This window comes from Xanthomonas sp. NCPPB 2632 (assembly GCF_041228075.2).
Classification (GTDB): Bacteria; Pseudomonadota; Gammaproteobacteria; order Xanthomonadales; family Rhodanobacteraceae; genus Luteibacter.
In genome coordinates this window covers 180969-192792 of record NZ_CM192979.1, presented here as the reverse complement: position 1 = coordinate 192792, position 11824 = coordinate 180969, and the positions used below count along the sequence as shown (strand labels likewise).

The following is an 11824-nucleotide window of genomic DNA, read 5'->3' as shown; positions in this document are numbered from 1 at the left end:
CCCGCGAAAGCGGGCAGGGTTTTCGTGTTTGCAAGGAGTCCGATGATGATGAAGCTTCCCCTACCCAGACGGCGAGTCGGAACAATGGCCCTGACCGCACTGGCCGCTGCCGCCGCGTGCGCCCTCGCCGTGACGGCGGTCACACCGGTCCACGCCGATCCCGGCGACTTCGGTGCCATGCCCGGGCTGTGGCGGATCAAGGTGCGGCACGTGGTCAACGGCAAGGCAGGTGCACCCGAGGTGCAGTGGCATTGCGTGGATGAAGGTGCCGATCCCTGGACCACGTTCGCCGCATGGACGCCAGCGGAGGGCGAGTGCACTGCCACCGACCAGCAACGCCGCAGTACTTCGCTGGCGTGGAAGCTCACCTGCAAGGCGGGGCCGGCGGCTTCGGCGCATGTGGATTTCGACAGCGCCAAGCACTACACAGGCAGCGTCATGGTCGAAGGCCGTGGCGAGGTGACGCACGTGGAAGGTGACCGTTACGCCGCCTGCACCAGTCCGGAGGATTGACGCAGCGGCGGCAGCCACGACGCCAGTCTGTCGGGAGCTCCCTATGCCCCGCCTATCCGTGAATGGCGCCTACCGTTGAGTCCAGCGCACACACAGCGCCGACTCACCCGGCCGCAACGTCAGTACCCGCACACCCTGACGCGTCACCGCAACGGTATGCTCGAACTGCGCGGACAGCTTGCCATCACGCGTATACACCGGCCATTCGTCGGGATTGGCCCGGATCGCTGCCTTGCCCTGATTGAGCATCGGTTCGATCGTAAACGTCATGCCTTCTTCCAGAAGCATGCCGGTACCGGCATGGCCGTCATGCAGGATCTGCGGATCTTCATGCATCTCGCGGCCGATGCCATGTCCGCAGTATTCCTTCACCACGGTATAGCCCTGTTCGCGCGCGTACCGGGATATGGCATAACCGATATCGCCCAGGCGGGCACCGGGACGCACGGCGGCAATACCTTTCCACATTGCCGCATACGTTGCGCGCACGAGCCGACGCGCCGGATACGGCACGTTGCCGACCAGGTACGTGGTGCTGGAGTCGGCGATATAGCCGTTCTTCTCCAGCGTGATATCGAGGTTGACGATCTGGCCGTCGCGCAAGACATCGTCGCGCGACGGCATGCCGTGGCACACCACGTTGTCGATCGAGGCGTTGAGCACATAGGGAAAGTCGTACTGACCCTTGCTGGCGGGCCGCGCCTGAAGCTCATCGACGATCATACGCTCCACGAGATCGTTGATGTCCATGGTGGACCGGCCGGCCAGCGGCATGTGGTCCAGCACATCGAAGACCTGCGCGAGTAGTGCTCCGGCCTGGGCCATGAGCTCCACTTCGTGGGGCTGCTTGATCACGCGTGCCGCTCTGTGAGCAAGGGTGTCGTCACTCCCGCGCTCCTGAGTTCGCCCGCGACGATAGCCTGGAAACTCATGTCCGGATGCATTTCGCAGAGCATGCCGATCTTGATCCAGAAGTTGGCCTGGGCATTGATGGAACGGTGCGTAACGGTGCAGGCACGACGAATCTGGTCATGCAGTTCGTCGTCGATATTGACGATGCCCATAAGGGTGCCGGTGGTGAGTATATACGAATCGTATATACTTCATATATTCGACGCAAGTCCGGAACGGCTAGCCGCCTGGCATGCGGATGTCAGCCCTTCCTGACCCACTGACACAGGTGCAACAGAACGCCGCTTGGATCATGCACGAATACGACACTGGCACCGTAATCCTGCATCGCGGGCGGTTGCACCCGCGCATCCGGAAAGTCTCCTTCATCCAGGACCGAGGCCACGTGCGCGTACCAGGCTTGCGCGTCGTCCACCGTCACATGGAGCATGCTGTTCTCGGCGAACGCCTTGACGTAGTAATCCTGGATGTAGAAATGCTGCTCGTCGGCCAGGCGTACCAGTGCCAGGCCGGGGCCGACATCGAAGGTTTCCCAGCCGAGGGCGGCGTAGAACCGTTTGCACGCTTCGAAGTCTTTGGCTGGTATGAACGTCCTTAAGTCAGTGGCGTTCGGATAAGTCATAGTCGATGTCTCATGCTTGTTCTATCAGGCCTCTACATTGCACTAACCGTTCGCCGAAGTGACGAGCGGCTAACCACGCTTGTACAGTCGAGCGTGGTTCGCGTCCAGCGAGCTCGCCAACGTTTTCATCGTCTCTCGCGTCAACGGGAAATCCAACATCTTTGTCCTCAGGGACTGAGGTGTTATCACATCGAGCATTTCATCCAGCACACGTATCGCCAGCTTTTCGGGTAGTCCGGCAGCGCTGGCAGCGGACAGGATGTCGGAGCGCCCCGGTGCTTTGGAGGCACCGTTGACGTCCATGAAATGCTCGCCCCGGTGACCTGGAGAGTAGGTGAGGTCGAAGGGAGGGGCGAGAATCCACCGGTCGTCGGCCTGCCGGATGAAGGCGACGTTCTTTGCGTGATCGTCGCGGTTGTTCATGAGGACGTTGAAAACGCACAAGCGCAAGGCCTTTACCAACTCCCGCTGATCGCCCGTCAGGTACCTCACAGCCCGAAATAGATCGACATAGCCAAGCGAGGGGACGCGAAAGTCGGCGTGAAGCAAACCCGCAAGCGAATGCACATGAGTACGCTGGCCGTCCTGGCGATCGAAGCGAGCGGTGCCAAACGCAAGACGATGGTGGGGCAGTTCAAAAAGATGGGTGGGCATCGTAGCCAGTCCACAGGCACGTGCCAGTTGTGCATACATCTCTTCGACCGCACAACTATCGGGGGCATCGTCGGAGGCGGCGAACTTTACGAGCCATGGCTCACCGTCCGGAACGGCATGCTCTTGCGTTCCCAAGGCGCCTGTAGCGGGGTTGAAACAGACCATTGCCTTGGGACGTGCGCCGCCAGGCGAAGCACCTACCCGGGCCATTTCCGCGAGTACTTCGTAGCCATCGTCCGAGAGGACCGTGTCAATCTCCTCGGCCAGTCGCAGCAGTGTCAGGTCCTCATGACTGACTACCTCACCGCGGGGTGGCAGGTACACGAGCGCACCCATGGTGTTCTGGCCCAGATACGCGAGATGGTCCAGCGTCGATAGTCTCTCGACCGCCACGCCCTCAGCTCGCATGCGCCGGTGCATGAGGCGAAAACCCCAGCCATCAGGTAGCGAGTCGTAGATGAAGCCGGGAACATCATGTAGGTGGCGGTAGTCCCCCTGATGGTCGGGGTAGGCCAATGTTCGAAGTGGCGCCCGGATCGGAGACAGGTCGAGCTTCGCGTTGATCGCGGCGACATCGTATTCAAAAAGCACCGACTTTCCGTTATCGGCAAGCGTGCCGACAGGAATGCGCTGGCCGAAACCGCGATATTCAACGATGAGTTCTTTCATCGCGTTATCTCTTTCCCGATCGCTGCCTTTCGGTAGGCGCGCTTCCTGCCATCCGTATCAGCCCCCAGCCGCAGTGACGCGATAGATCCTTGAGACGGGACAAGGACGGCACTCAGGTCGTTCAGCGCATGCAATGACTCGAGGACGCGGATGAAGGTATCCAGGCTGCATTGTCCGGTCCGTTCGAAGGTAAGGAGTGTCTTATCCGACACCCCGATGCGGGCTGCCAGTTCGGCGGCGGGAATATTCGCTGCCACTCGCCTGGCGCGAGCGCGGCGGCCCAATTCGGCACGTATTTCCGAAGGCATGGAGAGCGAAAAATCAACCATATAACTACCTGATAGTGTCGATATATCAACTTTATTGGTAATATTTTACCAGAAATTAGCTGGGCGCTCACCTTCGGCTCCGCGCATCGCACCTCAGAACATCAGGTCGTCATAATCCATCTCAGCCAACTCCTTCCTGACCTCCTTCAACCAGGACTTCAGCCGTGACGGATCATCGAAGAGGCGAAGGTCCTTTTCGAAAACGCGGATATCCTGACGCATGCCGGTCATCTGCGCGGTAAGGCTGCGCTTGACGGTCTTGGGTGAAACGGACCTGGTGGGTGCCATGCCGCTGCGCATCAGGAAACCCATCTGCACGTCCACCAGTTCCTCGTCGAGCTGGTGGAGTTGTTCCTTGAGGATGGTGTTCCACCGCTTGAGCCTGTCCTCGCTGACATTGTCGAGCGACGACTGATCGATGTGTTCCAGCTCCAGCTGCAATTCCAGCAGGTCCAGCAAGCTCTTCTTGCCGTAAGCCACGTTGACCTTCTGCATCAGCGCGGCCTTGCGCTCCCGTTCCACCGGGTCGGCCTCGCGATCGGGGTGCAGCGCACTGGCCAGCTTGCGATAGACCTCGCGGATCGACAGATTGACCTCGTCCTGCTCGGTACGCGCGCGTTCGGCGGCAGCACTCTGCTTCGGTGTCTTCTTTCGCTTGGCGTGGTACTCGTCGCGGGCCTGCTGATGCTCGCGTTCGCGTTCGTCTTTCCCGTCCAGCTTCTCCTGCACATGCCGCATGACGTCTTCGGGCGAACTCATGTCGACCTCGTCGCCTATCTCGACCCCGAACATCGCGGACATGCTTTCGCGAATGTCGTTCAATGTGGCGGCCTCTACCTCCGGATCCACGGGGTCGTATCGACGAAGGATTTCTTCGACGACCGGATCGTCGACGCTGCGCACCAGTTCGTCGGCGACACGCAGCAGCAGATCGGCGATCGTCTGGCGCTCGGTCTTGGTCAGGCCCTTGCGACCGTGCAGCTGATCGAGTCGGGTGACCAGCTCGATGCGTACGGCGTTGTACTGCTGCAGGAGCGGCACGAATTCGTTGTTGTACTTCCGCTGGAACTCGGTGTCGAACGTGGCCCATTCGGCCAGCGCCTCGCGACGCTTGCCGATCCGCTCGACCAGCGTATTGAAGGCCTTCTGGCCTTTCGAAAGCGGGCGCGCCGGGCCGTCGGTCGGCGTGCCGATCGGGGTGAGGGTACGTTTTACCATGGAGGAGCTCCGACGAAATACGAAAGGTGCGCGGCTAGTCTAATCGACGCGGCATGACGGGTCGTGTCGGCAGCGGCCTACTCCACCCGCGTCGGCTTCCCCTCCGGCCCCAGCCAGCGCTGCGCACGTCGTATCCACGCACCCAGCACGTCCGGATGCCAGACGAAGGTAGCCACGCTTTCCGCCGGCAGGGTGTACGCGAACTGGTTGCGTCCCTGCGCCACCGTCAGCTGCTGCGCGTCGGTCTTGATGTTCACCGCTACCAGCACGATCGATCCATCGACCGGATTGCGGAACGCGACATTGGCGATGCCCATGCTCGCGTCCGTATCGTTCGACTTGATGCGTACGGCACCGGGCGCGACGAACCGGCTGAAATGGGCCAGTGCGTAATATTCATCGTTGCGGGTGACCTCGCCCGTCTGCGAATCGATGGTGACGACACCCTTGCACACGGCGCATCCGCCGAAGTGGGGGCCGTGGTCCTCGTCGAGCGCCAGGTTCCAGTAGATGACGCCACGCGCCCATTGCCGCGTGCCGGTGACCAGCAGATTGCGCGTGAACCACAGCAGTTCGCCATTCATGCTCAGCGCCCAGTCGCCGCCGGAGCACTCGGTGATGTAGGCGTCCTTGTCCGGATGGGCGCGATGCACGGTGCCCTGGGCGTGCTGGCTGCCTTCGTAGCAGTGCCAGGCGACACCGTCGACATAGCGGGCCACGTCGGGATTCGACAGTACTCCCAGCGGTTCCTCCGGGTGGCTCCAGTTGTGGTCCCAGTCCAGGATGCGCGTGCGCTGCGTTCGCCCGGCCAGCTTAGGCCCCAGGTACTGGCCGATGATGCGGGCACGCGTGGCGGCATCCATCGGCATGCCGGGATAGGTCATGGGCGAGAAGTGCGGCTCGTTCTGTAACGTGAGCGCGAAGATGGGAATGCCGAAGTGACGGTACGCATCGAGGTACCTGATCAGGTAATCGGCATACACGCTCTCGTACTGTTCCAGCAGCTCGCCGCCGATCAGGTTGCCCTCGGACTTCATCCATGCGGGCGCGCTCCAGGGCGAGGCCACGATCAGCAGGCCGGGCTGCAGGGCAAGCGCCTCCTGCACGGTCGGGATTACTTCCGGCAGGTTCTCGGCCACGTTGAAGTGCTTCAGGTCCGGATCGGTCTCGCCAAAGGGAATATCGTCCAGCGTGTAGAAATGTCGCGAGAAATCGGATGCGCCGATGGTCAGGCGCATCATGTTGAAGTCGAGGCCGGGCGGCGGTCCGAACAGCTCGCGCATCAGCGCGTGGCGTTGCCCTGGATTCAACCGGTGGCGCAGCAGCCAGGCGGAGGCATCGGTCATCGCGGCACCGAACCCGGTCATGCTCTGGTACGAGGTGTCCGCGTCGATAACGATGTCGGCGGATGTCCCGTCGCGAGCACTCATGGCGACGGCGTTCTGTGGTGACAGCTTGAGCCGACGATCCGCCGTGCTCAGCCACACATCCACCGATGGCATGATCGGCTTCACCGCCGGCTTGGCCGTCCGTGCCGGCGACGACTGCCGCGCCTGTGGCACGACCAGCACCGTGATGGACAACACCGCGAGCAACAGCAATGCGCCCGCTATCGCGCGGTGGGATACGCGCCGTGCTTCATCCATGAAGGACACACCCGCGCAAGGTCACGTGGCGGCTCGTCCGTTCATCGCCCGCCGGGCATCGATCCGCGCGCGAATGCGTTGCGTATCCGCCTCCGACACCGCGTTGTAGACGATCACGTGCAGGTCCGGACGGCCATCCACGGCGAATGCCGAATATTCCAGGTCCAGCACACCCAGTTCCGAATGATGGATCCGCTTGATGCCATCGCCGTGCGCGCGCACATCGTTGTCGAGCCACATCGCCTCGAATTCCGGACTGATCCGGGCCAGGTCGTCCACGAACTGGCCGATCTCCGCCGTGGCGCCGGCACGGGCGACATCCGCACGAAACGCACCCACGACGAACCGGGCCACCTTTTCCCAGTCGTCCTGGTGCTCGCGCACGCGTGCATTGGCAAACATGAGGTGGAGGATGTTGCGCTCGGCCGGCGGCAGCAGGCCGTAGTCGGTGAACACCGCGGCAGCGGCCTCGTTCCAGGCCACGACATCCCACAGCGCGGTGCGCACGAAGGCCGGACTGCCGTCCAGCGCATCCAGCACCCGCTGCAAGCGTGGCGTCACGCCATCGTAGGATCGGTAACGCACCTCGGGCAGGCGCCCCAGCGCCAGCATGAACAGGTGCTCGCGCTCCGGCTCGGTCAGCAGCAGGCCGGCGGCGATGCGGTTGAGCACCTCGGCCGAGGGCGCGCCACCCCTGCCCTGTTCCAGCCAGGTGTACCAGGTGGGGCTGATGTTGGCGCGCTGCGCGACTTCCTCTCGGCGCAGCCCCTTGGTACGCCGGCGACCGCCGGTGAAACCGAAGCTCACCGGATCGAGCCGCGTGCGGCGATCGCGCAGGAAGGTGCCCAGCGGATTGTCGAGGTGGTCGGACATGGCGAGCCTGTTGGTTTCTATACCACGATAACGTCACTACTTTACCCGTATGCGGGGCAGGACCATCGTACCCCGACACCCCTGACAGAGACATCCCCATGCGCATCTTCCTTACCGGCGCCACCGGCTTCATCGGCTCGCGCGTCGTTCCCGAACTGCTCGCAGCCGGGCACCAGGTGCTGGGCATGACCCGCTCCGACGCCGGGGCCGAGGCCCTGCGGGCGGCGGGCGCCGAGGTCCACCACGGCCTGCTGGAGGACCTGGACAGCCTGCGTGCCGGCGCGGCGCAAGCGGATGCCGTGATCCACACCGCGTTCGATCACGATTTCAGCCGGTTCGTCGCCAACTGCGAGAAGGACAGGCAGGTGATCAAGGCGCTGGGCTCGGCGCTGGTCGGTACGCGGCGCCCGCTGCTGATCACCTCGGGCACCGGCATCGGCAGCCGGGGCCCCGGGGAACTGGCTACCGAGGATGTCTTCAACATCGCACATCCCAACCCGCGCATCGCGTCGGAGATGGCCGCCAACGAACTGCTGGCCGAGGGCGTGGCCGTGGCCGTCGTGCGGCTGCCGCAGGTACACGATACGGTGAAGCAAGGCCTTATCAGCCCCTTGCTGGACGTGGTGCGAGAGAAGCGCGTGTCCGGTTACGTGGGCGACGGCCAGAACCGCTGGCCCGCGGCGCACGTGCTGGATGTGGCGCGCCTGTACCGTCTGGCCATCGAACGTTGCACGCCGGGGGCGCGCTATAACGCGGTGGCGGAAGAAGGCATCCCCGCACGCGATATCGCGCAGGTGCTGGGGGAAGGCATGGGTGTGCCGGTGGTATCGATCGACGCCGGCAAGGCGGCGGATCATTTCGGCTGGCTGGGGATGTTCGTCGGCCTGGACATGGCCGCGTCCAGCGCGTTGACCCGCGAGACGCTGGACTGGCACCCCACTGGCCCCACCCTCCTGGAAGACCTCAGGCGCATGGATTACTCCAGCCACGCCTGAGTCGGGGAAGCGCGCCGTTACTTCTGGTTGCGCTTCTTTTCGTCCTTGACCGCTTTCTTTTCCTTCATGGTCTTGGCGGGCTTCTTCTTCTCGCCCTTTTTTGAATCCAGTCCCTTGCTCACGGCGTCTCCTCGATAGGGGCTTCGGCGGATCGCCGTCGCTGGGTGGACCGCGCACGCGCGGTCCACTTGCGAAGATTACGCCTTATTGCCTACGCACGGGGCGCGCGACCCCATGATTTACACGCTGCCGAACAGGCCCCGTGCATAGTCGTACTCCGCCAGCATCTCGTCGAAGCTCAGCGCCCGGTTCCATACCGCGGCGTAGCGGGTCAGCACCGCACCCTGCCCCGCGGCGTCGCCCCCGTCCTTCCATGCGTTGATCAGCACCTTGCCGTTGAGCGGCCGCGCCGGCAGGCCGGGATAGCCCTGCTCGCGTGGCTGGTCCTCGTACGCCGGGCAGAGGAAACGCACGGTGCCGGCCACCGCATCGACCGACACAATGGCGAAACGCGGCTTGTAGCGGGTGTCGGTGGACTGCCCCGGACCCATGGTCACGGCTTTCTCGCTGGGGGTGAGCGCCAGCCGGAAGCTGGTCAGTTCCGCGTCGGTGGCGCCCAGCGTGTACGAGTGCTGCAGGGCCAGGCCCGCCATGCGCGGGCTGAATCCCTGGAAGGTACTGATCGCGCGCCCGGCATTGCTGCCAGGGCCGACACCATAAGGACTGCAGAACACCGCCGCGAAGGTCATGCTGGCGGTTTCGTCGATGTCGGTCTGGAAGCCCTGCGTACCGTTGGCCGACTGCGTGCCCGACGCGGTGAAGCTGGGCCGGCCGATCAGCGTGAGCGCCGCGCGGCCGCTGCCGGACCGGTCGACCACGTCGCTGCGCGCGTTGCCGTTGAAGTGCCACTCACCGGTGGGTTGCACACGCCTGACCCAGCCCAGCGCGACATCGGCGACCAGCGCATAGTTGTGCATGGGACGCGTCGTGCCGTTGCTGGCCACGTAGACGTCGGTGTCGCCGGCGCTGTCGCGGATGTTGGTGCGTGGCCCGCCGCTGCGCCCGGCGATGGACGCCGGCTCCGCAGGATCGCCCCAGCCCAGCGAGATCTTGCTGGCGCTGGAAGGCAGGTCCGTCTTCAGCGTGATCTGCAGGGTGTCGCGCGAGACCACGCGGACGGACGCGATCAGGTTGTTGTCGGTGGGACTGGCGGGCACGATGCGATTGTCGGCATCGCGCACATCCAGTCCGTAGTTGCGCGTGAGGGCCACCCAGCGCGTATCCAGCGTCAGCACGCCGGAAGGCACGTTGAAGGTAAGGTTGATGGTGCGGGCGCTGACTCGTACCGCTGCCACGACGTCGAGCGCGGGATTGCGCAGCGCGATGCCCGCGGAACGATCGAGGATCAGCTGGTAGAGCGCACGCGCGAAGTAACGCCCCTGCCACCGATGGCTTTCGTTTGTGAGGTGAAGCATGGGCTGGCCGGCAGCGGCTTCGTCGGCATAGTCGAACAGGTACTGCGGGTTCACCATGCGCAGGTACGCACTGGCCAGGCACGCATCGCGTTGCGCCAGCGCGATGAACGGATTGCAGAAAGCCAGGCTCATGGCACCGTAGCTGTTGTGGCTGCACACCTGGCCGATCAGCCACAGCGGGCGCCAGCTCTGCTCCGGCAGGTTCACCTGGCACAGCTTCTGCCAGTGCGCACGCTCCAGCGCGATCAGCTTGCTCTTGTAGGTGGCGCGTGTTTCCGAACGGCCCGTGGAATCCGCTTCACCCTGCTGCCATGTGGTGGCCAGCCAGGCGATGTTGCCGCCGTCGCGCTGGCCCTCGTCGCGCATCAGCCGCAGCATCGAGGTGAGCCGCAGGCGGCTGTTGTTCCAGCCCTGGTAGCCGTCGAGCTTGTCGTCATCGAGGAAGCTGGCGAAGTAGCCGATCGGTCGACCGCCCTCGCCGCTGGTGAAGGCCGCATAGCGGCTGTACTGCGACGCCGCGGGCACGCCGGTAAGGGCCGCGGTGTATTCGACAAGGCCATCCGCGCAGGCATTGGTGCCGACCTCGCCCCCCGTACCGTGACCGCCGTCGTATTCCACCAGCGGCACGAGGCCGGTCATGGCGCTGGCGTCCGTGCCCGGACGCACGCCGCCGTTGAAGGTCACGTTGGCGTAGATCTGCTGCAAGGTCAGCGCGGGTCGTCCGCCCGTGCCCACCGCGTTGGACTGGCCATGGAACATGATCAATTCGCGGCGCGCGCGAATGATGGTTTCCGACGCAGCGATGGCGTTCGCCGCTGGCAGCATGCCGCCGGTAACCACCGTGCCGGCGCTGGCCGTGCCGCCGAACAGCCAGGACAGGCCGAGGGTACCGCCCACGCTGGCCACGCCGAGGCCGCCCGCGGCGGAGGCACCGACGCGAAGAAACTGCCGTCGTGCGATGTCCGGTTCGGCCGGTTCCGGCGTAGCCGTGGCAGGACGCCACGGTCGCAGGTCGATGCCCCCGTCGGGGCGATGCAGGTTCAGGGAGACACGCTTGAAGATCCAGGATGGTTTCATGAGGCAACTCGTTGGCGCCCGGGCGCATGCCGGGCGTGGATAAAAAGAGGAGCGCACGAACGAAACCTGCCGAACCACGTGTGGACGGACGACGCACGACGATGGTTTCGGAATGTGCAGTTACGATGTATCACGCGGACCGGGTTACGCGACCCGTCGTAATCGGCAAGGAGGCCATGCATCACTCCTTTTGTGAGCTGCGCCGCAAACCGGCGTGCGCTGCGCAAGCCCGCACGGATGCACGGGCATCACGCGTCACGGGCACTGCGTTGCGCAGGCCCGTGCGTCCATCGGTCACACCCTTGTCGTTATCGCGCGTGCAGCGCCGATGCGCCGGTCACACCACCGCGCGGTCGCATGGCGAGGCGAACCAGATAGATCACGATGAGCACGTTGGCGACGAGCACGGCAACCTTCAGCCAGCCGAAACGCACGATGCATTCGTAGATCTCCACGGGCACGAGCGAGCCGGTGGCGATGACGGTAAACCACTCGGCCCAGTGCTTGCGCATCCACAGGCCGATGCCTTCGGTGGCGAAGATGGCGGCATACACCAGCGCCACGATGCCCACCGCCTCGACCTTGGCCGGCCCCATCTGTTCGAGCAGGTGCACCAGGCTCCAGCGCAGGTCGTTGCTGTCGGTCAGCGGCAGGTGTTCCAGCCAATGGACCAGGTGCCGGAAGTGGTCTTCCTGGTCGAGATGGAACGCCGCGCTGGCGATGATGATGAGACCGATCGTCTTGACCGCCTTGTACACCGCGATGATGCGCAGGCCGGCAGGGTGGTGGTCGGGTGCGTGCGTGTCGTTCGGAAGATCGGTCGGCGTCATCGGCGAACTAT

The 11824-nt window shown here is 64.1% G+C and carries 12 protein-coding genes; 2 read left to right on the top strand and 10 right to left on the bottom strand.

The window, feature by feature from the left end:
• The first annotated feature begins 84 nt into the window (after window positions 1–84).
• Window positions 85–513 carry a DUF3617 domain-containing protein gene (locus AB8808_RS00780; protein ID WP_369925907.1) on the top strand — a complete coding sequence of 143 codons (429 nt, stop codon included), beginning with the start codon at window positions 85–87 and terminating at the stop codon, window positions 511–513.
• Window positions 514–582: 69 nt separating this feature from the next.
• On the opposite strand, the gene map is transcribed toward AB8808_RS00780, so the two are convergent.
• The 8 genes from map to AB8808_RS00740 form a co-directional block, all read right to left on the bottom strand.
• On the bottom strand, window positions 583–1368 hold the full coding sequence (gene map, locus AB8808_RS00775; protein WP_369925905.1) for a type I methionyl aminopeptidase: 786 nt from the start codon (window positions 1366–1368) through the stop codon (window positions 583–585).
• Window positions 1365–1577 carry a ParD-like family protein gene (locus tag AB8808_RS00770; protein WP_369925903.1) on the bottom strand — a complete coding sequence of 71 codons (213 nt, stop codon included), beginning with the start codon at window positions 1575–1577 and terminating at the stop codon, window positions 1365–1367. Before AB8808_RS00770 ends, map begins: the two co-directional genes overlap by 4 nt.
• 89 nt (window positions 1578–1666) lie before the next feature.
• The gene (locus AB8808_RS00765) at window positions 1667–2047 is read right to left on the bottom strand and encodes a VOC family protein (RefSeq protein WP_369925901.1); all 381 of its coding nucleotides are present in this window, start codon (window positions 2045–2047) and stop codon (window positions 1667–1669) included.
• Window positions 2048–2116: 69 nt separating this feature from the next.
• The gene (locus AB8808_RS00760; protein ID WP_369925899.1) at window positions 2117–3370 is read right to left on the bottom strand and encodes a type II toxin-antitoxin system HipA family toxin; all 1254 of its coding nucleotides are present in this window, start codon (window positions 3368–3370) and stop codon (window positions 2117–2119) included.
• A complete protein-coding gene (locus tag AB8808_RS00755) occupies window positions 3367–3699 on the bottom strand; it encodes a hypothetical protein (protein ID WP_369925896.1) in 333 nt (110 codons plus the stop codon). Before AB8808_RS00755 ends, AB8808_RS00760 begins: the two co-directional genes overlap by 4 nt.
• A 93-nt stretch (window positions 3700–3792) precedes the next feature.
• The gene (locus AB8808_RS00750; protein WP_369925894.1) at window positions 3793–4917 is read right to left on the bottom strand and encodes a J domain-containing protein; all 1125 of its coding nucleotides are present in this window, start codon (window positions 4915–4917) and stop codon (window positions 3793–3795) included.
• 77 nt (window positions 4918–4994) lie between these two features.
• Window positions 4995–6563: a glycoside hydrolase family 30 protein gene (locus tag AB8808_RS00745; protein WP_369925892.1), complete on the bottom strand. Its 1569-nt coding sequence runs from the start codon at window positions 6561–6563 to the stop codon at window positions 4995–4997.
• A 21-nt stretch (window positions 6564–6584) separates the two neighbouring features.
• Entirely contained in the window at window positions 6585–7436 is an 852-nt protein-coding gene (locus tag AB8808_RS00740; protein ID WP_369925890.1) for a helix-turn-helix transcriptional regulator, read from the bottom strand.
• Window positions 7437–7534: 98 nt separating this feature from the next.
• Here AB8808_RS00740 and AB8808_RS00735 point away from each other — a divergent pair, with 98 nt between their 5' ends.
• The gene (locus AB8808_RS00735) at window positions 7535–8431 is read left to right on the top strand and encodes an SDR family oxidoreductase (protein WP_369925887.1); all 897 of its coding nucleotides are present in this window, start codon (window positions 7535–7537) and stop codon (window positions 8429–8431) included.
• Window positions 8432–8670: 239 nt separating this feature from the next.
• Here AB8808_RS00735 and AB8808_RS00730 read toward each other — a convergent pair whose 3' ends face one another.
• Window positions 8671–10983: a hypothetical protein gene (locus AB8808_RS00730; protein ID WP_369925885.1), complete on the bottom strand. Its 2313-nt coding sequence runs from the start codon at window positions 10981–10983 to the stop codon at window positions 8671–8673.
• A gap of 308 nt (window positions 10984–11291) precedes the next feature.
• Complete coding sequence (locus AB8808_RS00725; RefSeq protein WP_369925883.1) at window positions 11292–11813, bottom strand: DUF2127 domain-containing protein; 522 nt, start codon at window positions 11811–11813, stop codon at window positions 11292–11294.
• Between the last annotated feature and the right edge of the window lie 11 nt (window positions 11814–11824).

What these genes read in the sequence shown, in the direction of transcription:
- AB8808_RS00750 (WP_369925894.1), bottom strand. Translation starts at nt 4,917, where the DNA reads ATGGTAAAACGTACCCTCACCCCGATCGGCACGCCGACCGACGGCCCG.
- AB8808_RS00755 (WP_369925896.1), bottom strand. Translation starts at nt 3,699, where the DNA reads ATGGTTGATTTTTCGCTCTCCATGCCTTCGGAAATACGTGCCGAATTG.
- AB8808_RS00725 (WP_369925883.1), bottom strand. Translation starts at nt 11,813, where the DNA reads ATGACGCCGACCGATCTTCCGAACGACACGCACGCACCCGACCACCAC.
- AB8808_RS00730 (WP_369925885.1), bottom strand. Translation starts at nt 10,983, where the DNA reads ATGAAACCATCCTGGATCTTCAAGCGTGTCTCCCTGAACCTGCATCGC.
- AB8808_RS00740 (WP_369925890.1), bottom strand. Translation starts at nt 7,436, where the DNA reads ATGTCCGACCACCTCGACAATCCGCTGGGCACCTTCCTGCGCGATCGC.
- AB8808_RS00745 (WP_369925892.1), bottom strand. Translation starts at nt 6,563, where the DNA reads ATGGATGAAGCACGGCGCGTATCCCACCGCGCGATAGCGGGCGCATTG.
- AB8808_RS00765 (WP_369925901.1), bottom strand. Translation starts at nt 2,047, where the DNA reads ATGACTTATCCGAACGCCACTGACTTAAGGACGTTCATACCAGCCAAA.
- AB8808_RS00760 (WP_369925899.1), bottom strand. Translation starts at nt 3,370, where the DNA reads ATGAAAGAACTCATCGTTGAATATCGCGGTTTCGGCCAGCGCATTCCT.
- AB8808_RS00770 (WP_369925903.1), bottom strand. Translation starts at nt 1,577, where the DNA reads ATGGGCATCGTCAATATCGACGACGAACTGCATGACCAGATTCGTCGT.
- AB8808_RS00780 (WP_369925907.1), top strand. Translation starts at nt 85, where the DNA reads ATGGCCCTGACCGCACTGGCCGCTGCCGCCGCGTGCGCCCTCGCCGTG.
- AB8808_RS00735 (WP_369925887.1), top strand. Translation starts at nt 7,535, where the DNA reads ATGCGCATCTTCCTTACCGGCGCCACCGGCTTCATCGGCTCGCGCGTC.